The sequence below is a fragment of the Paenibacillus hubeiensis genome, from assembly GCF_032334105.1.
Taxonomy (GTDB): domain Bacteria; phylum Bacillota; class Bacilli; order Paenibacillales; family Paenibacillaceae; genus Paenibacillus; species Paenibacillus hubeiensis.
Genome location: NZ_JAVYAE020000013.1, coordinates 60042 through 82338, shown reverse-complemented (window position 1 = coordinate 82338; position 22297 = coordinate 60042). Strand labels below are relative to the sequence as shown.

General features: G+C 53.2%; 15 protein-coding genes. 12 read left to right on the top strand and 3 right to left on the bottom strand.

Annotated features, from left to right (window positions below; genetic code table 11):
- The first annotated feature begins 29 nt into the window (after nt 1–29).
- Complete coding sequence (locus tag RSX24_RS25110) at nt 30–1118, top strand: low temperature requirement protein A (protein WP_339275574.1); 1089 nt, start codon at nt 30–32, stop codon at nt 1116–1118.
- Between the two features lie 187 nt (nt 1119–1305).
- Here RSX24_RS25110 and RSX24_RS25105 read toward each other — a convergent pair whose 3' ends face one another.
- On the bottom strand, nt 1306–1980 hold the full coding sequence (locus RSX24_RS25105) for a class D sortase (RefSeq protein ID WP_236420339.1): 675 nt from the start codon (nt 1978–1980) through the stop codon (nt 1306–1308).
- Between the two features lie 86 nt (nt 1981–2066).
- Nucleotides 2067–3248 carry a response regulator gene (locus tag RSX24_RS25100; protein WP_236420338.1) on the bottom strand — a complete coding sequence of 394 codons (1182 nt, stop codon included), beginning with the start codon at nt 3246–3248 and terminating at the stop codon, nt 2067–2069.
- 529 nt (nt 3249–3777) lie between these two features.
- Here RSX24_RS25100 and RSX24_RS25095 point away from each other — a divergent pair.
- Nucleotides 3778–6564: a glycoside hydrolase family 3 C-terminal domain-containing protein gene (locus RSX24_RS25095; protein ID WP_343262092.1), complete on the top strand. Its 2787-nt coding sequence runs from the start codon at nt 3778–3780 to the stop codon at nt 6562–6564.
- A gap of 106 nt (nt 6565–6670) precedes the next feature.
- On the top strand, nt 6671–6862 hold the full coding sequence (locus RSX24_RS25090) for a hypothetical protein (protein WP_236420336.1): 192 nt from the start codon (nt 6671–6673) through the stop codon (nt 6860–6862).
- Nucleotides 6863–7034: 172 nt separating this feature from the next.
- Here the strand turns inward: RSX24_RS25090 and RSX24_RS25085 are convergent, their stop codons facing one another.
- On the bottom strand, nt 7035–7940 hold the full coding sequence (locus RSX24_RS25085; protein WP_343262091.1) for an AraC family transcriptional regulator: 906 nt from the start codon (nt 7938–7940) through the stop codon (nt 7035–7037).
- A 231-nt stretch (nt 7941–8171) separates the two neighbouring features.
- Here RSX24_RS25085 and RSX24_RS25080 point away from each other — a divergent pair, with 231 nt between their 5' ends.
- From RSX24_RS25080 to RSX24_RS25040, 9 genes are all read left to right on the top strand, one after another.
- On the top strand, nt 8172–9638 hold the full coding sequence (locus RSX24_RS25080) for an alpha-L-fucosidase (protein ID WP_343262090.1): 1467 nt from the start codon (nt 8172–8174) through the stop codon (nt 9636–9638).
- Entirely contained in the window at nt 9635–11398 is a 1764-nt protein-coding gene (locus RSX24_RS25075) for a glycoside hydrolase family 35 protein (protein WP_343262089.1), read from the top strand. The genes RSX24_RS25080 and RSX24_RS25075 overlap by 4 nt, the downstream gene beginning before the upstream one ends.
- A gap of 112 nt (nt 11399–11510) precedes the next feature.
- Nucleotides 11511–12377: a sugar phosphate isomerase/epimerase family protein gene (locus tag RSX24_RS25070; protein WP_343262125.1), complete on the top strand. Its 867-nt coding sequence runs from the start codon at nt 11511–11513 to the stop codon at nt 12375–12377.
- Nucleotides 12378–12854: 477 nt separating this feature from the next.
- On the top strand, nt 12855–13913 hold the full coding sequence (locus tag RSX24_RS25065) for a Gfo/Idh/MocA family protein (RefSeq protein ID WP_343262088.1): 1059 nt from the start codon (nt 12855–12857) through the stop codon (nt 13911–13913).
- A gap of 217 nt (nt 13914–14130) precedes the next feature.
- On the top strand, nt 14131–15546 hold the full coding sequence (locus RSX24_RS25060; RefSeq protein WP_343262087.1) for an alpha-L-fucosidase: 1416 nt from the start codon (nt 14131–14133) through the stop codon (nt 15544–15546).
- Nucleotides 15547–15905: 359 nt separating this feature from the next.
- Nucleotides 15906–16886 carry an ABC transporter permease gene (locus tag RSX24_RS25055; protein ID WP_339275589.1) on the top strand — a complete coding sequence of 327 codons (981 nt, stop codon included), beginning with the start codon at nt 15906–15908 and terminating at the stop codon, nt 16884–16886.
- Nucleotides 16887–16901: 15 nt separating this feature from the next.
- Nucleotides 16902–17810 (top strand): carbohydrate ABC transporter permease, encoded by a 909-nt coding sequence (locus tag RSX24_RS25050; RefSeq protein WP_236420328.1) that lies wholly within the window; start codon nt 16902–16904, stop codon nt 17808–17810.
- Between the two features lie 171 nt (nt 17811–17981).
- Nucleotides 17982–19619, top strand: a complete 1638-nt coding sequence (locus RSX24_RS25045; RefSeq protein WP_343262086.1) for a type 2 periplasmic-binding domain-containing protein — start codon at nt 17982–17984, stop codon at nt 19617–19619.
- A 196-nt stretch (nt 19620–19815) separates the two neighbouring features.
- A complete protein-coding gene (locus RSX24_RS25040; RefSeq protein ID WP_236420326.1) occupies nt 19816–22035 on the top strand; it encodes a helix-turn-helix domain-containing protein in 2220 nt (739 codons plus the stop codon).
- Nucleotides 22036–22297 lie beyond the last annotated feature (262 nt).

Here is a 22297-nt window from a genome sequence, read left to right as displayed (position 1 = left end):
TTTATTTTGCTTAAGAGAAAGGGAAGAGGATGATGGAAAAAAAGGTAACCTGGCTGGAGCTGTTCTATGATCTGCTCTTTGTCGCAGCCGTGTCCAAGGCAGGCCATGTCCTGCTCCACGCCGAGCATGGCATTATCCCCTATGATTATCTGCTGAAATTTGTGTTGATTTTCATTCCTGTCTGGTGGGCCTGGGTCGGCCAGACGATGTTTATCAACCGCTATGGACAGGATATTCTCGCACATCGCGTGTTCCTTATCCTGCAGCTCCTGTCCGTGTTGGTCATGACGGCGAGCCTATCGGTTGATTTTGACCAGTATTATCTTCCCTTTTTCATCGGCTACATCGGTTCAAGAGCCTTCACGGCGATCCAGTATTTCTTGCTCCATGGGTCCAAAAGCGACCATCACCTCAATGCGGCGCGTTTCTTGGGCCTAAGCTTCCTGATCGGCATTGCGATCTCGTCGTTCTCCCTGTTCTTCGATTCTTGGGTTCGATACCTCATCCTGTACGCCGGCATTGCGGTCGATATCATTCTTCCGCTGATCGGCCGCAGACGCTTGGTGAAAGTGCCGATCCATACGCACCATTTGATGGAACGCTTTGCCTTGTTCACCATCATCTTGCTTGGGGAATCCGTCGTTAGCATGATTGCAGTGCTGCAGCTGGACCGCTGGAACCTGGAGTCGATCCTGTTCATTGCCTTTACGGCAGTATTCGTGATCGCGATGTGGTGGCAGTACTTCGATAATGTGGAGAAAAACGTGAGCAAAGAAATTCGCACCTCCGGGCAGGCGATGATTTACGGCCACCTGTTCATCTATATCTCGATGAGCATGATCGCAGCCTCGATCCAGCTGCTGTACTTGAACAAACTGAACTACGGCTTCATGCTTGCCTTTGCATTCGGTTCGTTGCTGCTGTACTTCGCTTCCACCGCGCTGGTGTTCCACCAGTACAAACACGCACATCTGCGCATGCGCCCACTGCAATTGGCGATACTGCTTGCAATCGTGGGAGTCAGCATCGTCGTGGATCTTGTCTACCATGTGCCTAATTATGTCGTGATGGGGGAGAATATGATTTTCTTCCTGGCTTATGCGAAGCTGACGACTTGATTTGAAGTAATCTAGAGTTTTGAGAAAAGCTGCGAACATTGTTCGCGGCTTTTCTTTAATTTTTTCGCAGCATCGTTGGGATTTTCCATTGTAAACGGGTGATTGAATAGCGCCAAAAAACTCCCGCCGGAACGGGAGCCTCTTTTTCAGCAAGAACATATGGAAACCAACGGATAAGAATCGATATCTACGTATGGGAAGCGGAAGATGGAGTTGCAACCGCTCTGACAATCAGACGGTGAGTCGGGTTAATGAGCGGATCACAAGTGATCAATGTAAGCACTTGGCCCAGTTTGGGATCTTCCAACACCGATAAATCGGTAGGCTCAACGACGGTGATTCGGTCAACCTTGTAGTTGATCGTTGTTCCGCCAGCCAGGGTGACCTGAATATCGTCGCCGATCTCAAGCTCTCCGAGCCGATTGAACAGACGGCCTTTTTTGTGCGCGCGATGGGCTGCGATGGCAGCGTTCCCTTCAGACCCAATCGGGGAGGTCTCTACCAGATGAGTCGCCGCGACCTTCATGTTTTGCACGGTGGCATCCTCCAGGATCGGCAGACGGACGTCGATTTTATCGATGGAAATCAGACCGATTGCGTCTTGGGTCGAGTCCAATAGCTGATTCGCTTCCGACCCCGAGAGATTTGCTTCCTCTGCCCCTTCAGTAAAGGAGGAGTTCAATTTGGACAGCCCGCTTTGCAGGTTTTGCGGAGAAGCGGCAGTCTTTTTAGGGGCTGCGAGCTCCTGTTCCAGCCGACTCATGACCCTTGCCTGCTGCCAGTCGTTCCATTTTTCCTGCAAATATGGAAAGCTAATCACCAATGCTCCAACCAATATGAACAGCATGGAGAGTTTTTTCATGGAATTGAAATGCTCCTTTGATTCAAGAATGACGATTCATTCTTTAGTGTAAGGAATGAACATCTACAAAAACTCAACAATGCAATTTATGCCTGCTTTAGAGAGCGCTTCTGGGGTTCGATGCCGGCCTGCTCGACAGACCATTCCTCAAAAGTAGCGGGCAGCGTAATGCCAAGCTCTTCCCAGTACAAGTCTTTCATTTCCTGATAATGAGCCGTCGCTGCATCATGCTCGCCCAGATCCACATAGAGTCCGATGAGTCCCAGATGCGTTTTTTCACTATAAGGGTGAACGCCGAGGATTCGTTTATACTCATTGATCGCCTCGTGAACCTTGCCTGCCTGGATGTAGAACTGGACGAGATTCATGGAGTGATGGAGCCAGAGCAGCCGCAGCCGCTGACGTTCTCCTTCTGCCCAGTGGTAATCATGGTCTGCCAGATAGTCGTTGACATACAGCTGGTTCAGCTGGTAGTGCTCTTCGTAGTTTTCTTCCGTGATTTCGCCCAAATTGCGGATTCCCTGTTCGAATCGATCCACGTCAATGATTACTTGCAGCGTATGAAGCGTATACCCTTCGCCGCCGCTTGCATTTACAATTTCCACAGGCATGCCCGCTTGTTCAAGACATTTGCGGATATGGTATATGGTAGTGTACAGATAAGTCGATGCTTTTTTGAAATCCTGGTCGGGCCAAAACTCCTGAATGAGCAGGTCCTTGCTGACAAACTGGTTGCGATTATGCAGCAAGTAGGCGAACAGCTCCTGAGCTTTGGTTGTGCGCCAGCGAAATTGGGCCTGACCCGCTTCGCGGTTCGGTCCGTTTGGGACGTAGGCTGGACGCAGCGTCTTGAAACAGCAGATCATCTGGCCTGCAGGCTCATTGGGCAGCGATTTCGTCAGCGTCATACGTTCCATCACACGTTTCATCGATTTGGCCAGGCGCTCGGCTTGAACCGGTTTGAGCACGTAATCGAGGGCATTCATTTCAAAAGCATCAATCGCATAACGGTCATAGCCGGTTACGAAAACAATATCGGATTGCGGGCTCGCCGCTTGCATCATCTCCGCTGCTTGCATCCCGTTCACCTCCGGCATGACGATATCCAGGAAAATCACGTCAGGTTTGTGTATTTTCGCCTGTTCGATGGCTTGTAGCGGATTGGTGCAGCTGTCCACGATTTCGACATCGGGCAAAATGTTTAAAAGTTGTTTGGTCAGAACTAAAATAGCAAGTTTCTCGTCGTCCACCAACAATGCTCTGATCATGAGATATACAACCTTCTTCCCCAACATTATAAAAATAAGTATATATACGTTCCAGTGAAGCCGTAAAATTCCCGTAATGAGAGGAAAAGCCCATTTTAACAAGGACCATTTCCCTTGAACGCGCATCGAATGATGCCTTTTTTATGTATGGGCCGCGGCCCCCATAAATAATGACTTGCTTTCGGGCTAGGTGTGATGCTGCACCAAACAAAGAAATCATGCAAATCAAAACAGACTACTAAACCTAACCATCATATCAAACATTGAAACATCTCCATAGTAAATCGGTTTTTTTCTCAAGTTTCTTAATATAATCTCGTGTTTTGAATAGCCATGCAAGTCCTAATTGTCAGCCGGAGAACGTCCGATTTATGAACAATATTAATGAAGTTTCTAAGAAAAACGTTTTCGTATTTATTTTCCGCCATGGAATCTGGTAATATGAGACTAGATACAGGTGAATTACTCGGCTTCAGTCAACGAGATCGAGATTCATGGGTATGGAGATGATAATCAGGAGGGGAAACGGGTGAGCACAAATCAGATTGGTGTTCCTTTGGAAGGGTTTGCAGAATTTAGCCGGACGGTTGCTGCCGAAGGGGCCGTTTTGCTTAGAAATAACGGAGATTCACTTCCTATTCGAAAATCCGAAAACGTTTCAGTTTTTGGCCGAATTCAAGTGAATTATTATCGCAGCGGAACAGGTTCCGGCGGTAGTGTGCATGTCGCCTATACGACCAACTTGTTGGATGGGCTGCGCAGCAAAAAACAGATCAGTGTCAATGAGGAACTCGCGGCCGTTTACGAAAAATGGATTGAGCAGAATCCGTTCGATGATGGTGGCAAAGTTTGGGCGGCAGAGCCGTGGAACCAGAAGGAAATGCCGCTGACGGATGAATTGGTGGCTCAGGCAAGAGCGAAGTCGGATAAAGCAATCATCGTCATCGGCCGTACGGCGGGGGAAGACCAGGATAACGCTGACGCGCCGGGAAGCTATCAATTGACGGAAGACGAGAAATCGATGCTGAAGCTGGTTACCAACCACTTTGAACAAACGATCGTAGTTCTGAACGTATCCAATATCATCGACATGAGCTGGCTGGATGACGAGAGTTACGTCAACCCGATTCAAAGCGTGATTTACTCGTGGCACGGTGGCATGGAAGGCGGAAACGCGATTGCGGACGTTCTGGTCGGCGAAGTGACGCCAAGCGGTAAACTGACGGATACGATTGCTTATTCGATCCATGACTACCCTTCGACCAGCAATTACGGAAATGAATTCAAGAACTTGTACCAGGAAGATATTTATGTAGGGTACCGATATTTCGAAACGTTTCGACCGGAAAAGGTCCAGTTTGAATTCGGGTACGGCCTCTCTTACACCACATTTGCAGTAGAGACCGAAGAAGCCCAAGTCGTAGCCAAGAACGACAAAACTTGCATTGAGATCAAAGCTGCGGTAACCAACACGGGCTCTGTCCATGCTGGCAAAGAAGTTGTGCAGGTGTACTACGAAGCTCCTCAGGGTAAATTGGGGCAGCCTGTCAAAGCGTTGGTTGCCTTTGGCAAAACAAGCTTGCTGCAGCCGGGAGAATCGCAGACGCTGACGATCAGCTTCCCGGTAGATTCCATGGCTTCTTACGATGACGCCGGGGTGACCGGACATGCCTCCGCTTATGTAATGGAAGAAGGAACATACCGTTTGCATGTCGGAACCAGCGTCAAACAAACGGAACATGTGAAGGTCGATGGGCAGGAAGGCTACGTCGTGGAGTCCGTACGGGTTGTCGAGCAGCTTGAAGAAGCGATGGCACCCGTCGAGTCGTTCACACGCATGAAACCGGGAGCGCGCAAGGAAGACGGGTCATATGAGCTGACCTATGTGGAGGCTCCGAAACGCAAGGTCGACATGGCTCAGCGGATCGAACAGCGTCTGCCGGCGACATTGGAGCAGACCGGGGACCAAGGGTACAAGCTTCAGGATGTGAAGGATGGCAAAGTGAGCCTGGAAGCCTTCGTCGCTCAATTGAGCGATCAGGATCTTGCAACCTTGATCCGCGGTGAAGGCATGAGCAGTCCGCTCGTTACGTCGGGAACGGCCTCGGCATTCGGCGGCGTGAGCGATAGCTTGTTCAAGCTTGGGATCCCGGTGGCTTGTACAGCCGACGGCCCGTCCGGCATCCGCATGGACAGCGGCGAGAAGGCCACGCAGGTGTCCATCGGAACACTGCTGGCAGCCACATGGAATACACAGCTGGTGGAAGAATTGTACGTGATGGAAGGTCAAGAGCTGCTCCGAAACCAGATCGACACGCTGCTCGGCCCTGGCCTCAACATTCGCCGCAGCCCGCTGAACGGCCGGAACTTCGAATATTTCTCGGAAGATCCGCTCATTTCGGGACAATTCGCGGCGGCTTGTACGCGTGGCATTATGAAGGGCGGATCGAATGCCACGCTGAAACATTTTGCCTGCAACAACCAGGAGAAACACCGCAGCAAAGTGGATGCCGTCGTATCCGAGCGTGCGCTGCGCGAGATTTACTTGAAAGGCTTCGAAATTGCCGTCAAGGAAGGCGGAGCCAACTCCGTGATGACGTCTTACAATCCGGTTAACGGACACTGGGCAGCTTCGAACTACGATCTGAATACAACCATTTTGCGTGGAGAATGGGGCTTTGAGGGTATTGTCATGACCGACTGGTGGGCGATCATGAATGATGTCGTTCAAGGCGGAGCAGCCGACCGTAAATACACCAACTGGATGATCCGCGCCCAGAACGATCTGTACATGGTTGTGCCGAACTATGGCGCGGAGATCAACGGATGGGACGACAACACGCTGGAGTCGTTAGAGAACGGCACGTTGACGCGCGGTGAGCTTCAGCGCTCGGCCAAAAACATTTTGACGTTTATTCTGAACGCCCCGGTCATCTCCAGAAAACTGGAATTGAACGAGACGGTTGCCGCGTTCAAAGCTGATTCAGCCCTGTCTGCGGAAGGTGCGCAGGCATTGGCGAACGATCCTCAAGTGAAGCCGGCAGTAGGCGAGCCTGTGCGCATGCACGTGAACCAGGCCGGCGAATACCGGATCATCGTGCAAATCATGTCGCCGGAACCGGAGCTGGCCCAAAGCGCCTGCAACGTGCTGCTGGGCGGCCAATTGATGACGACCATCCAGACGAACGGAACGGAAGGCAAATGGATCCGGCAGCGCCTGGTGAAAGTGCAGCTGGAGGAAGGCGTGTACGAATTGACGCTGGACTTCACCAAGCCAGGTTTGCAGATCGATTGGATTGAATTTAAACTGGTTTAAAGCAGCTTGTCGCCTGTGACGCGAAACATGATCATATAAATGCTGCTATGGAGGAATCCGTGAGAGGGCTGAACGCTGAACAAACTGTTCCGGGAGGTCGCGAAACGTGAGAAGGTACAATTTCTGGAGTCCGATCCTGTTGATTGCGGTGGCGCTGATTACGAGAAGCCTGGTGACCAACTTGGCCCTGCTCTTTGGCCTGTCGCATGAGGCAGCCAGCAATCTCGCCATGATTGCCATGATCATCGCTGCACTTATTATGTATACCCGCATGACGAAGGCACGGCGCAAAAAATAATAAAACAGTTCACACAAAGGCCCCTGCATTTTAGCAAAGGCCTGCCATTCAGACACCCTTGAGGTGTCTTTTTTTCGTTATTTCTAGGAGGGGGCATCCCCGTCGACGCCTCCTACGGCGAATGCAGGGAGAGACTTTCATTCCTTTCATTCCTTTCTTCCGTACAATCCCCTCAGGCCCGAGGCCGCGGGCGAAACTGGTTGGGCGATAATCCCGTGCCCCGCCTGAACTGCCTGGAGAAATGACTGACGGAATGATAGCCGAGCTCATCGGCGATGTCCTCGACCGTTTTGCTTGTGCTTACCAGCATTTGCTTGGCTCGGTTGAGTTTGGTTTCAGTGAGGTACTGGCGTGGTGATATGCCGTATATTTCTTTGAACACTTTGGTGAATTGGCTGCGGCTCAGATTCAGTTCGTCCGCTGCCTGGCTTATGGAGCCGTCGCCCGAGATGAGGTGCTGCAGCTTCTCTTCAATGAGATGGGCCGTGTCGGCTTTATGAATGGTCGAATGCAGCGGTTCGGCGGCCATCGACTCCTCTTCTACCTTCATGGCCAGTCGGAGAATTTCCTGAATAATGAGCAGAATGTAGGCCTGGAGCGCGATTTTCTGGACAGGGTTCAGCGTCAGGCGTCGTTCCGTCTCCGCGGCGGGCATCTCGCCTGCAGACGCCAAACTGGGCTGCATCTCCCGTTCGATGTGTGCGACGTATTCCGTCAACCCAGCCATTTCCGCCATGGAGGCGGGAAGAAGATGGTATTCGCGTTGGCTCAGCGTCTTGCGTATGGAGTAATCGTCCATATCGAAGTGTATGTCGAAGAAACGAAAGCAATCCTCGCTTTCGGCCATATTCTCCATTTCGTGCCGGGTACCCGAACGAATGAACAGCCAATCTCCGGGCCGAAGCCGGATCTCGAGATGCTGCAGCTTCAGCCTAGCTGTTCCGGCCTGGCAATACATGATTTCATACAAATGATGGTGATGTCTGGGATATCGCCAACCGGGCGGTTTGGCGCCGAAATGGCAGCCCGTAATGTGCAGCGTGTTGGTCATATTTGGAAAAATCACGTCAGTGTACATTTCGTCGCCCCCAACGGTCATGTTGCCAAGATTATATCACTCGGATGTAGGCTGTAAAAGATGAACTTGACGCTTGGCGCATGTCGCAGAAAAGGTAGTCCGCTGAGGATGAAATGGCACAAAAGGTCAAAAAGCCGGACGTTTTGTGAATGGTGGTTGGCAATCTCGGCTTTTATGATAGATACAAGGGGTTAGCCCACCATTGCGGTACGGAAAAGGAGGAGGGCATGCATGGTACATTCGGGAACACCTGCGAGCGGTTGGATCAAAGCGGCGGCACGGATCGTTCCATCCGAACGGCAGCTGGCTTGGCAGGAGATGGAATTCTACGCGTTCATACATTTTACGGTAAACACGTTCACGGATCGCGAATGGGGAACGGGAGACGAGGATCCGGCGTTATTTGCTCCCACGGAACTGGATGCGCGCCAGTGGGTGCGGGCGTGCAAGTCGGCCGGCATGACCGGGCTGATCCTGACCTGCAAGCACCATGACGGATTCTGCTTATGGCCAAGCAAGCACACGGATCATACCGTGTCCGCGAGCCCGTGGCGCGAAGGGAGAGGCGACCTCGTTCGCGAGGTCGCGGAGGCGTGCCGCGAAGGCGGGCTGCGTTTCGGCATATACCTTTCCCCATGGGATCGGCATGAGCCTTCATACGGCGATTCGGCGCGTTACAACGCGTTTTTCCTGAACCAGCTGCGTGAACTGTTGACCGGTTACGGCGAGCTGTTCTGCGTATGGTTTGACGGTGCTTGCGGGGAAGGACCAAACGGCAAACGGCAGGAATACGACTGGCCAGCGTACTACGCGCTTATTCGCGAGCTTCAACCGGGGGCGGTCATTTCGGTTTGCGGTCCGGACGTGCGCTGGTGCGGCAATGAAGCCGGATATGTGCGTTCTTCGGAATGGAGCGTCGTCCCTGCACATATGCAGGATAATGAGAAGATTCAGGCCGAATCGCAGCAGGTGGATGACGGACAATTCGCCAGCCGCATCGGCACGCAGGATGACGATCTTGGCAGCCGGGAGGTGATCCGGCGCCATTCGCGGTTAATCTGGTATCCGGCCGAAGTGAACACGTCGATCCGTCCCGGCTGGTTCTATCATGCCAGCGAGGATGACCAGGTCAAGTCGCTGGAGGAATTGCTTGCCGTCTATTATGGGGCGGTTGGCGGCAATGCCACCTTTTTGCTGAACCTGCCGCCTGACAAGCGGGGGTTGATCCATGAACGCGATCTGGAGCGGTTGAACGAGCTGGGCAATCATCTGAGGGAGACGTTCAGGGACAATCTGGCGTTACGAGCACGTGCCGAAGCATCGGAAGCCCGGGGTGAGAAGCATACACCCGCCATGGTGCTGGACGGCGACAAGCAGACATACTGGTCCCCTCGCGAGGGCACGGAGCAGGCATGGTTGCAGCTGGAACTGCCGGGAAGGGCGATCTTTGACCGAATCGTGCTGATGGAACATATCCGATCCGGCCAGCGGATCGAACGATTCAGACTGGGCGCGCGTACTTGCGATGGATCATGGCAGGAGATCTACTGCGGAACCGTGGTGGGTTACAAACGAATTTGCTGTTTTGATCCAGTTGAGGCTGACGCTGTTCGTCTGACTATAGAGCAATCCCGGTGGTGCCCGACATTATCCGGGTTTGGCATATATAGAAGCACCGCGAAGGAGGCGAGGGCATGACGGTCCTGCAGATTGAAAACGGGCAATTCCTCTGGGAGGATCGCCCCTTCCGGATCATTTCCGGCGCGATCCATTATTTCCGGGTGGTCCTCGAATATTGGGAGGATCGCCTGCTGAAGCTGAAGGCTTGCGGTTTCAACACGGTCGAAACGTATGTGCCGTGGAACCTGCATGAGCCGGAACCTGGCAAGTTTCGTTTCGATGGGCTGGCCGATGTCGAGCGCTTTGTCCGGTTGGCCGGCAGCATGGGGCTGCACGTCATCGTTCGGCCCAGCCCGTATATTTGTGCGGAATGGGAATTCGGCGGTTTGCCCGCCTGGCTGCTCGCGGAAGAGGGCATGCCGCTGCGGTGCGCGGACAGCCGGTTCCTGGAGAGAGTGGACCGGTATTATGATATGCTTCTGCCCAAGTTGAAGCCGCTGCTCAGCACGCAAGGCGGACCAATCATTGCGCTGCAGATCGAGAACGAATATGGCAGCTACGGGAACGATGCCCGTTATTTGTCCCATTTGCGGGACAGCATGCTGAGGCATGGGATGGACGTGCCGCTGTTCACCTCGGACGGACCGACGGATGCCATGCTGCAGGCAGGTTCGGTACCGGGCCAACTGGCAACGGTTAATTTCGGTTCGGGCAGCGAAGGCGCATTCTCCAAGCTGCGTGTATATCAGCCGGACCAACCGCTGATGTGTATGGAATTTTGGAACGGCTGGTTCGATCATTGGGGTGAGCGGCACCATGTCAGGGATGCGGCGGATGTGGCGCAGGTTCTGGATGACATGCTGTCTGCCGGAGCTTCGGTGAATGTCTACATGTTCCATGGCGGCACGAATTTTGGGTTTTATAATGGAGCCAACTGCCAGGAGAAAGAACGGTACGAACCGACCGTCACCAGCTACGATTACGATTCGCCGCTGAGCGAATCGGGGGAACCGACCGCCAAATTCTATGCGGTAAGAGAGGTCATCGGGCGGCATATCGAGCTCGGAGAGCTGGAGCTTCCCGAACCGGTCGGCACGATGGCGTACGGGAAGGTGGAACTGCCGGAACAGGCGCCGCTGTTTACGCAGCTGGATGCGCTTTCGTCAGCGGTGCGGCGCAATTGCCCGGAGCCGATGGAGAAGCTGGGCCAGGATGTTGGCTTTATTTTGTACCGTACACGGATCACTGGCCCAAGGGAGGAGCAGGAGCTGGTGGTGCAGGAGGTGCGGGACAGGGCGCTCATTTTTGTGAACGGGACATACCGGGGAGTATTGGAACGGGGCAATGCCGAAATGTCGGTTTCCTTTGCCGTGCCGGAGGAAGGTGCCGACATCGCTATTCTGGTGGAAAACATGGGACGCATCAATTACGGGCCGTATCTGAAGGACCCTAAAGGCATCACGGAAGGCGTGCGGCATGGGTTTCAATTTTTGTACGATTGGACGATCCATTGCCTGCCGTTGTCCGAACTGTCCGGATTGCGATTCGAACGGGTTGAGAGCGCCGAGGGACCGTGTTTTTATCGGGGGCAGTTTGACGTGAATGAAGCCAAGGATACGTTTTTGCGGCTGGATGGTTGGACGAAGGGGGCTGCGTTTATCAACGGATTTAATCTGGGGCGTTACTGGAACAAAGGGCCGCAGCAGACGTTGTACGTGCCAGCTCCCTTGCTTCGTCCGGGTGGGAACGAACTGATCGTGTTTGAGCTTCACGCTCCGGCGGAGAGGGCCGTCACCTTTGTGGATCGGGCGGTGCTGGACGTGAAAAATGGAAAATAGAATACCGCGCGATTATCGGCAATTGTGCGATGGAATGAAACACGGTATACGTTGGATATAAGCAAATAAGTGAGTGGTTCAACTACACGAAACGGGAGAGAGGATGGGAAGAATGAAAGTTGGCCTTAGCACCTATAGTTTGCAGCAAGCGTTAAATCGCGGGGACATGACGGTTCTGGATGCCATTCGTTTCATCGCCGAGCAAGGGGGCGAGCATGTGGAGATCGTTCCGATGGGTTACAGTCTCGTGGATCAGCCGGATTTGATTGGCCAGATTGGGGACACGGCCGCGGAAGTCGGGATCGACATTTCCAACTATGCCATCGGGGCGAATTTCGTTGCTTTGGAGAGCGAAGAGGCATTGGAGCAAGAAATTCGGAATGTGATGAATCATGTGGACATTGCCGCCGCGCTCGGCGTGACGCGAATGCGCCATGACGTGGCTTTCCGCCCTGCGCATGAGGGAACGGTGGCCCAATTCGAGACCGATCTGCCGATCATTGTGCAGGCGTGCCGGCGTATTGCGGATTATGCGGCAGAGCGCGGCATTACGACGAGCCTGGAGAACCACGGCTATTACGTGCAATCGAGCGAACGCATTCGCCGGGTGCTGCATGAAACGGCGCGGGACAACTTTAAGACAACGCTCGACGTTGGCAACTTCCTGTGCGTGGATGAAGATCCGATCAGTGCGGTGAAAAACAACATCCCGTATGCTTCGATGGTTCACGCGAAGGATTTTTACTTGAGGCCGGAATCCCGGAATCCGGGGGAAGGCTGGTTCCAAACCGCCCATGGCAATTATTTGCGCGGGGCGATCGTAGGTCATGGCGACATCGATATGTACGGTGTGTTCCGCGTATTGAAACAGTCCGGGTATGACGGATATATCTCGGTCGAGTTTGAAGGCATGGAGGATTGCCGCACTGCCTCGCGCATTGCCATGGATAACGTGCGCAGGCTGTGGGAGGAAGCTTAGGGGCCTGATGGAGGTTAGACGGCCGGAAGAGCTTTAGTGTAACTCGGTAGGGAAAGCAGCCACAGATGCATGGGCAAAGCTTAGTGTCTGGGCAAATGCCCAGATAATGACCGGAAGGAATAGTTCAAGAATGATGCTCTGTGTAAGGTGCTCCGAGGAAAAGTAGTTGAAGAGGCCGACACCTGAAGAGTTCTAACGAACATTAAACACCTTATACTGTCTGATTAGCTTCCTTTTAAATTCTAACGAACCTCAGCAGCGCTATTTGGGTCGAAACACAAGTAATATGCCCGAATCTGGTGGAATAACGTGCCTGAGGTTCGTTACAGCACCGACAACCTGGATTTCCGATAAATAAGGTGTCTGAGGTTCGTCAGCGGATAGCCGTGCGTTGCCATTATGCATTTCATCCCAAATGAAAAATCGAAAGCGATAACAACACCAGCACCAATACCACAATCATGGAGGGGAAAACCCATGTCCAAACTGAAAGTTGCCGTCATCGGCGCAGGTTCAATCTCCGACTGCCATTTGCAGGCATATGCCGGCAATCCTGACGTTGAAATCTATGCCATATGCGATCTTAACGAAGAGCGTGCCCGAGACATGGCGAAGAAATACGGCGCTTCCCGCGTGTTTACCGATTATCGCGACCTGCTCGCTATGCCGGAAATCGATTCCGTGAGCATCTGTACCTGGAACAACTCGCATGCCGAGATCAGCATCGCCGCGCTGGATGCGGGCAAAAACGTGCTGTGCGAAAAGCCGCTCTGCCAGACCGTGGAAGAGGCGCTCGCGGTCGAGCAGGCCGTCAAACGCAGCGGCAAGCTGCTGCAGGTCGGCTTTGTCCGCCGCTATAGCGACAACGCCCAGATTTTGAAGCAGTTCATCGAAGCGGGCGAGCTTGGCGACATTTATTATGCCAAGGCTTCCTGCCTGCGGCGGCTGGGCAATCCGGGCGGATGGTTTTCCGACCGGGAACGCTCGGGCGGGGGTCCGCTGATCGATATCGGGGTACATATCATCGACATCTGTTGGTACCTGATGGGCAAGCCGAAGGTGAAGTCCGTTTCTGCCAACGTTTCGAACATTTTGGGCAATCGGGCGCATATTCGCAACCTGTCGTTCTACAAGGCGGCTGATTACGATGCCTCCAAAAATAACGTGGAGGACATGGCCAATGCGATGATTCGCTTTGAGAACGGGGCAAGCCTGCTGATTGACGTCAGCTTCACCCTGCATGCCAAATCGGACGAAATGTCGATCAAGCTTTACGGCGACAAAGGAGGAGCCGAGCTGGAGCCGGAGATTATGGTCATTGGCGAGAAGTTCAACACCATTTTGAACATGACGCCCCAGGTCGATTCCAAGTCCTTTGATTTCATGGGTTCCTTCCGCAATGAAATCAATCATTTCATCGATAGCACGCGAGGCCGCAAGGAAACGCTCAGTCCAGTAGAGGACGGCGTCGAGATCATGAAGATTTTGTGCGGCATTTATGAGTCGGCGCGCCAGGGGCGCGAGATCGAATTGTAAAAGAAGGCCGAGTCACGCGCATATAGCCATGCTATCGAGTAAGGTAACACGGTAAAACAAGATTACGCGAGCTTGATTGAACCATCGTTGACCGACATACCGCCGCTCCATCATCGAGCGACGAATATAATACGGGGATCCAACCGAACTATCGCACGCCACCATTGCTGCGCTATAGTTGGACCCTCGGATCATGCCGAACGAGGAGATGAACGCCATGAGCGAAACGCAGGATACCGTATTGGAGCAGGAAGAACAGGTGGTCGAGGCGGGAGTGCACAATTTCAGCAAGGAGGATGAGTGGGTCAAGCCTGAAGACCCGCTGCTCTTGGAGCGCTTGGAGTGGTTCAAAGACCAGAAGCTGGGATTCATGATGCACTGGGGCCCTTACTCGCAGCTTGGATTGGTCGAATCGTGGGCGCTGAGCGATGAGGATGGCGACTGGTCGCGCAACGACGTGGACTGGACGGACGACATGGAGCAGTTCAAGCGGGAGTATTTCGATCTGAACAAAACGTTCAACCCCATTCGTTTTCAGCCCGATGAATGGGCGCAATTGGCGGCAGACAACGGCTTCAAATACCTGCTGTTCACCACCAAGCACCATGACGGCTTCTGCATGTGGGACACGCATACGACCGATTACCGCATTACCGGCCCGGATACGCCGTTCCATCGTCATAAATACGCGGACATCTGCCGCGTGCTGTTTGATGCGTTTCGTGCCCGCGGGCTCGGCATTTCGGCGTACTTTTCCAAGGCGGACTGGCATACCCCTTATTACTGGGCACCGGGAATGGAGCGGGGGCGCCATATGTGGCGCGGCCCTTCCTACGATCCGAAGCAGTACCCGTGGCTATGGGAAAAGTTCGTGGAATTCACGCATGAGCAGATCATGGAGCTGCTGACCAAGTATGGACGCATCGAATGCTTGTGGCTGGATGCCGGTTGGGTCCGTCCTGGACGGCACGGCCAGGACATACGCCTGGGCGAAGTAGTCGAGCGGGCCAGACGGAGCACGCAGCCATGGCTGCTGGCAGCGGATCGTACCGTGGGGGGCCCTTACGAAAACATCGTGACGCCGGAGCAGACGATCCCCGACCGGCCCATGAACATTCCGTGGGAAAGCTGCATTACGGTGGGGCATTCGTTCGCCTTTGGCTTCGATGACCAGTACAAGTCGCCAAGGCAATTGGTTCACCTTTTGCTTGAAGTGGTGTCCAAAGGAGGCAATCTGGCGCTCAACATCGGTCCGCAGCCGGATGGGCGACTGCCCAAAGGCGCTGTGAGAAGCATTCAGGGCCTTGGCGAATGGCTTGGCGTTCACGGCGAAGGCGTATACGGCACCCGAATCTGCGAGCCTTTTTATACGGGAGAGTGGGCGTTTACCCGCAAGGAGAACGTGGCGTATGCTTTCCGTTTATACCAAAAAGACGAAGTCCCGGAGCAACCAGGCGGTCGGCTAATCATCCCTTACCAAGGCGAGGTCAAGCAGATCGAAATGATTGGCATCGACGGAGCACTGGCGTATCAGCGTACGGATGATGGATTTGCCGTGGAGCTTCCACGAACGGAAAGCACAGATGGAGGAGTGCCGATTACCCATACCTTCCGTTTGATCGGAGCGGAGTAATTTTAACGAGTTGCCCGATGACTAACCTTTACTATTTCACCCGAAAAATCCCTGAAGACCACGACGGTTTTTGGGGATTTTTTGGTGCATGCTTTTTTTCGCAGATTCACGGAACGTGGAGGATAAAGTGCCGTTTTTCCTTGATGGGACAAGGGTTTTTCGAATTTGGAGAGGTGGGAGAAAAGTGTGAATTGATCGTTGAGGGTGCAACAGAGTACGATCAAATTCAAGAAAGCGCTACCTGACATGATTGTTCACATCATTAATGTCAAGACAAGAGATGTCGCAAAATTAGAGGCTGTTTGAGGGATGTAAATGTAATGTATCATTACAATTGAAGTATAGAAGGAGTGACGCGAATGAGTCGAGCTACGGAAACCCTACCCACCAAGCTGGAACTACAGCAACGCAGAAACGACGCTGAGCCGAAACGGCAGCATCCGTTTATCAAAAGCCTCAAAAAGCATTGGGAGCTCTACCTGCTGGTGCTGCCTCCGGTACTGTACCTGCTGATCTTCAAATACATTCCCATGGTGGGTGTGCAGATCGCTTTCAAGGATTTTAGCGTGGTCAAGGGCATTTGGGACAGTCCATGGGTTGGGCTGAAACACTTTGAGGCGTTCTTCGAGTCCCCCAACTTCTGGCTGCTTATTAAAAATACGATCGGCATCAGCTTCTACTCTCTCCTTGCCGGTTTCCCGATTCCGATCTTGCTGGCGCTGGCGCTAAACGAAATCCGGACGGGCTTCTTCAAAAAGTCGGTACAAATGGTAACCTATGCTCCGCATTTCATCTCGACCGTTGTCATGGTATCGATCATCATTCTGATGCTCTCGCCGCATGTGGGCGTGGTGGACCGGCTATTCTCCTTCCTCGGTTTTCCGATGACCAACTTCATGGGCATCCCTGAATATTTCAAATCAATCTATGTCTGGTCCGGCGTGTGGCAGGGCATGGGGTACTCCTCCATCATCTACATCGCGGCGCTGGCGTCAGTCGATCCTTCGCTGTATGAAGCGGCCCGAATGGACGGGGCGTCGAGACTGCGAAAAATATGGCATATCGACATTCCCGCATTGGTGCCGGTCACGGTCATCATGCTGATTCTGAGCCTGGGCAGCATTATGGGCGTAGGCTTCGAAAAAATATTTCTGATGCAGAATCCGCTCAATACGAGCGCTTCGGAGGTCATTTCGACTTACGTGTACAAGGTGGGGCTCATCGGAGCCAACTTCAGCTTTTCCTCGGCAGTGGGATTGTTCAACTCGATCATCAACCTGATCCTGCTGGTCGTCGTCAACGCGATCTCGCGCAAAGTATCCCAAAACAGCCTGTGGTAAAGGAGGACGATGCATATGCTCAACCTGTTTAATCGCAACCGGATCAAGGACCCGCTCGGAGACCGTGTGTTCATGTTTTTCAACTACCTGTTCCTGACGCTGGTGCTGCTCATCGTGTTCTACCCGCTGCTTTACATTATCAGCTCCTCCTTCAGTTCCTCCCGGGCCGTGACGTCAGGCCAGGTGTGGCTGTTCCCGGTCGATTTCAACATCAAAGCATACATTTCGATCTTCAAAAGCCAGCAGCTGATGCTCGGCTTCTGGAACACGATCATTTATACCGTGGTCGGTACGCTGATCAACGTCACTCTTACCGTCATGCTGGCCTACCCGCTATCGCGCAAATCGTTCTATGGCCGCGGCATTCTCATCATTTTCATGATGATCACGATGTTTTTTGATGGCGGACTCATTCCGACGTATCTGTTGATGAAAGATCTCCATCTGCTGGATACGCGCTGGGCGATGTGGCTGCCGGGAGCGCTCGCGGTGTTCCAGGTCATCGTGGCACGGACGTTCTTCCAGTCCTCGATTCCGGAGGAATTGGCCGAAGCGGCAGAAATGGACGGCTGCCGGGACATCCGCTATCTCATCAGCGTGGTGCTTCCTTTATCAAAGCCGATTCTGGCCGTCATGACCCTGATGTACGCGGTCGGGCACTGGAACGCTTACTTCGATGCATTGATCTACCTGCGCTCGGAAAATCTGTTTCCGCTGCAATACGTGCTGCGCAATTTGCTGATTCTGAACGCCGCCGATCCCGCCATGCTTGCCGGAACAAGCCAGCAATTGCGCGATCAGGGCTTTGAGCAGGTGCTGAAATACGCGCTGATCGTTGTCGCGAGCGTGCCGATCCTCATCATGTACCCGTTCGTGCAGAAGCATTTCGTCAAAGGGGTCATGATCGGGTCCCTGAAAGGGTAACGGACGAAGCGATTCTTTCGTTCGCGCATCTTGAAGGGAGGTGAGGGAGCGCTCCGGCATCCGGATTCGCGTTTAGAGAAGCGAGCAGCCGAATGGAACCCGGAAACCCAAATGAACATGGAAGACGTGAAGGGGCATAACTATCGTTCTCATTCAAAAGGAGGAGTCAGGTTGAAAAAATCATGGTTATCGATGTTGTTTCTGATCATAGCTTCGGTGATGCTGCTGTCGGCGTGCGGTTCATCGGACGGGACGGACACGGGGAGCGGGGATAGCGGCGAGAGCGGCGGGCCCGTGACGATGACGTTCTTCGCTCCGCAGGGCAAAGCGCCGATGGAGGAGAACGAGTTCACACAGTTTATCGAAAACAAGTTCAACGTGAAGCTGAAGTGGGACCTGGCTCCGACGGACGCGCTTCAGGACCGCAGGCAGCTGCTTCTGGCGAGCGGAGACTACCCTGAAGTTTTCCTGCATGGCAAGTTCACGACGTCGGACCTTCAGAATTACGGCAAGCAAGGGGTATTCATTCCGCTGAACGACCTTATTCAGCAATACGGTCCGAACCTGACCAAAATCATGGAAGAGAAGCCGTATTTCAAGGAAGCCATCACGGCACCGGACGGCAATATCTATGCACTGCCCATTTTCAATGAATGCTACCACTGTACGTATGCGCAAAAGTATTGGATCAATACCGAATGGCTGGATAACCTCGGACTGGATATGCCAACCACGACGGATGAATTGTACACCGTGCTGAAGGCGTTCAAGGAGAAGGACCCGAACGGCAACGGCAAAGCGGATGAGATTCCGCTGACAGGTGCCCCAAACAAATATGTGTGGAACGGCAATATCGATGCCTACTTGATGAACAGTTTCATATATAACGACAATGATAAGTATTTGATTCTGGAAAATGGAAAAGTCGACTTTGCCGCCAACAAAGAAGGCTGGAAAAAGGGACTGGAGTACATGAACAAGCTGTATTCCGAAGGTTTGATCGATCCGGCGGCGTTCACGCAGAACGATCAGGCAATCGGACAGCTCGGCAATAAGGAAGGCGATGAAACGGTCGGCTCGGTCACGACGGCGCTGCTCAGTTACCTGGTGAATACGTACGACAAAACGATTACGCGCCATCAGCACTGGGATATCGTGCCTCCGCTGAAAGGGCCGGATGGCGTGCAGACGACTGGCGCAACGCAGAGCGTAGGCGAATTCGAATTCGCCATCACGAACAAAGCGACGGAAGCCCAACAGATTGCGGCCATTCAGATCGTCGATTACATGTTCAGCGAAGAGGGCGCTCTCTATGCAGAGTACGGTCCAACGGAAGGAAAGGGATGGAAGAAGGCCGAGGCGGACGAAAAAAACATCAATGGCGAACCTGCCAAGTATAGTTACTACAACCTGCCTGAACGCGATCCGAATGTCGTCGTGAACGAGAGCTGGTCGCAAATCGGTGCTCACGATTTGTCCAATACGTTCCGCAACCTGTTCGCTGAAGGGCAGAACCCGCTTGAAGCCGAAGGTTACGGCACGCGCCTTGCCCAGGCTACCAATGTGTATGCGCCGTACGCCCCGAAAGAGGTCTATCCTGCCAACGTCTTCATCCGTCCCGAGGATACGGAAACGGCCGCTCAGCTGACCACGGCCATCAAGGATTACGTGCAAACCAACATGGCCCAGTTCATTATCGGCAGCAAGAGCATCGACAAGGAGTGGGACGCGTACGTGAAAGGATTTGACGGGCTGGGTCTGAGTCAGTACCTGGAGATCTACCAGCGCGCGATCGAGAAAAACCAATAATCCAGACGGATCTATAAAAGAGGCTGTCCCGGTCCGATGAATCGCGACCGGGACGGTCTTCTCCTATACTCCTTGCATCGGGGCTCATGTGAGTTGAATTTGAATGAAGGTTTCATAAGCGGAGGGGATATTTGCCGCTCCAGGCAAGGGCGGGTGATGTATTTCATTCATATATCAGTGGCGGGGGGTTCCGGAGATGAGGAGCAATTGGTTCAGACGTTTGCTGTTGTCGTATTTGCCCGTGTTTTTTATCGTGACCACCATTTTGTTTTTTATCTTTTTCCAGGTGTTCAATGAACAGAATCGGAGGGAAGCCCTCAAAGCCAATGAATTTCTGGCCTCGCAGGTGACCCAATACCTGGACAATTCGCTGCGGTCGATCGATTTCAAGGTATTGCGCGAAATGTTGACCAACAGCACCCTCAAAAATTATTACGCCGGCTACGGCGGCGGGGATGTCTATGCGGACATTCAGGCGATGGAGGCCATTGACGAGCTGAAAATCGAATACCCGCTAATCGATTCCATCTATCTCGTTCGAAATACGGACGATACGGTGTTTAGCAATGGAAAGCGGGTTGCGGTCGCCGATTTTCCCGATGCCGGTTTTATCCGGGACAGCCGCGAAGCGGACATTCAAAAATGGGTCGGTGCCAGAGCGTTCAAGGCGTTTCCGTCCCAGGCGGCCAAACAGGTCGTCACCTTGATCCGGGGAGCCAGCAATGGTGCCGGACTCATCGTGGTCAATGTGGACTTGGCCACCCTGCGCAAATCGATCATGCAGATGTATGATCCGGAGTTCACGTTCGTTCATATCTATAACAACCAGGGAGGCAATCTGTGGGATGGAGCAATGGGTGAGCGATCTGCCGCCAAAGCAGCATCCGGCGAAGTATTCTCGGAGTTTACGTCCAGCTACAGCGGATGGAAGGTCCAAACCGGGCTGAATAACGGCAAAATCGTCAAATTTGCCCTGAAGTTTTACGATATCTGGTTTGTGTTTGCGCTGGCCGTGGTGTTGACCGGCGTGATCTGGGTGATTTACGTCACCCGTAGAAATTACAAGCCGCTTCAGCAGATCGTTACGCTGATCGAGACGGTGGCCTCGCAGAAGCAGCCTGCGCCGGGGGTCAACCAGGCGAAGGAAAACGAATTCCGTTTCATCCATGCCACGCTGGAGCGCATGATCGAGCAATCCAGGCATTATCAGGAGGAACATGAGGAGAACCTCATTTTGCATAAAAAGTACCTGTTCCAGGAGCTGCTCGAAGGCACTTCCGAATTTTCCGCAGAGGAATTGGCCGCAGGCATGCGCAGGTTCAACCTGCCCGAGCCGGGAACGCGGTGGTCCGTCATGGCGGTGGAGATTGACCGCTATGCCCGCTTTACCGCCGAGTACCATCTTCAGGATCAGTCGCTCTTGAAGTTCGTCCTGTCGAGCATGCTGCAGGAGAACGCCCGCAAGGAAGGCATGGAAGTATGGGCAGAGTGGATTGCGGGACATAGGCTGTACGCCATTGCATGGCTGCCGGAAGGGGTGCTGTTGGAGGATGCGGAACAGCGGCTTCTCTCAGGGTACATGGAGCAGGTGGGCCAATATCTGAACTTTACGGTCACGATCGGCGTCGGGCGGGTGGCTGTTGATCTGCGCGGCTTGCGCGCCTCCTTCAAGGAGGCGGTCCGTACACTCGATTACAAAGCCGTGCTTGGTCTTAACCGGATTATCCCTTGTTCGGACGTTCCGGACTCGACCAACGACGTCTACGAGTTCCTGAAAACCATCTCTTCGCTGGTGCAGGCCATGCGGCTGTCCGATGGCGATTGGGAGAAGCATTTCGATCGGTTGTTCGAGCAGATCCGCGCTTCGGTTCTGTCCAGGCAGGAGATCATGAACACGGTCCAGCTGCTGTTCCAGCACTACAACCGGGAATTCGCAGAGCTTCCCCGCGAGTACCACGAGCTTTGGGCTGAAGTGTTCGGAGGTCTGCTGCCGCGGCTGGAGGAATGGGAGACGGAGGAGGATTTGCGCCTGCTGTGCCTGGAAGGATTCCGGGAGCTTGCACGGCGGATGAACGAGCTGCGCTGTTCCAAGAAACACGGGACGAACATTTTGGAGATTCGAAAGTATATCGAGGAGAATTATAGCAATCCGGACCTTTCTCTGAATTATTTGAGCGATCTGTTCGATATCAATCCGAAGTACCTGAGCAAGCTTTTCAAAGACGAAATCGGGGAGAAGTTCGTCGACCTGCTGATCAGCCAGCGGATCGAGAAGGCCAAACAGCTGATGCAGGAAACCGACAAAGCTATTCAGGAAATCAGCGAGGAAGTAGGGTATACCAACTACAACTCCTTTAACCGGGCATTCAAAAACGTGGTCGGCATGGCGCCGAGCGATTACCGTAAAGCTATTTGAGGAAATGGTGCATCCCGCGAACTTAGTTTAACGAATCTCAGACACCTTATATCGCCGAAATCGGCCGATCTGTCGCTCTAACGAACATGAGACACGTTAATTTCGCCTTAAATGGTGCATCAACCCTCGATTTTCAGCAAATAACGCTGCTGAGATTCGTTAGAGCTGAGAAGGCTGCTGTTTATTAGAAGTAACGTGTGTACGATTCGTTAGAAACTGAGGAACCCTTTTGAATTGTTCATTTGACGTTTGGCAGGGAATG

Coding starts and splice junctions, on each gene's coding strand:
- RSX24_RS25100 (WP_236420338.1), bottom strand. CDS start 3,248: ATGATCAGAGCATTGTTGGTGGACGACGAGAAACTTGCTATTTTAGTT.
- RSX24_RS25080 (WP_343262090.1), top strand. CDS start 8,172: ATGGTACATTCGGGAACACCTGCGAGCGGTTGGATCAAAGCGGCGGCA.
- RSX24_RS25060 (WP_343262087.1), top strand. CDS start 14,131: ATGAGCGAAACGCAGGATACCGTATTGGAGCAGGAAGAACAGGTGGTC.
- RSX24_RS25065 (WP_343262088.1), top strand. CDS start 12,855: ATGTCCAAACTGAAAGTTGCCGTCATCGGCGCAGGTTCAATCTCCGAC.
- RSX24_RS25070 (WP_343262125.1), top strand. CDS start 11,511: ATGAAAGTTGGCCTTAGCACCTATAGTTTGCAGCAAGCGTTAAATCGC.
- RSX24_RS25050 (WP_236420328.1), top strand. CDS start 16,902: ATGCTCAACCTGTTTAATCGCAACCGGATCAAGGACCCGCTCGGAGAC.
- RSX24_RS25105 (WP_236420339.1), bottom strand. CDS start 1,980: ATGAAAAAACTCTCCATGCTGTTCATATTGGTTGGAGCATTGGTGATT.
- RSX24_RS25040 (WP_236420326.1), top strand. CDS start 19,816: ATGAGGAGCAATTGGTTCAGACGTTTGCTGTTGTCGTATTTGCCCGTG.
- RSX24_RS25055 (WP_339275589.1), top strand. CDS start 15,906: ATGAGTCGAGCTACGGAAACCCTACCCACCAAGCTGGAACTACAGCAA.
- RSX24_RS25075 (WP_343262089.1), top strand. CDS start 9,635: ATGACGGTCCTGCAGATTGAAAACGGGCAATTCCTCTGGGAGGATCGC.
- RSX24_RS25085 (WP_343262091.1), bottom strand. CDS start 7,940: ATGTACACTGACGTGATTTTTCCAAATATGACCAACACGCTGCACATT.
- RSX24_RS25110 (WP_339275574.1), top strand. CDS start 30: ATGATGGAAAAAAAGGTAACCTGGCTGGAGCTGTTCTATGATCTGCTC.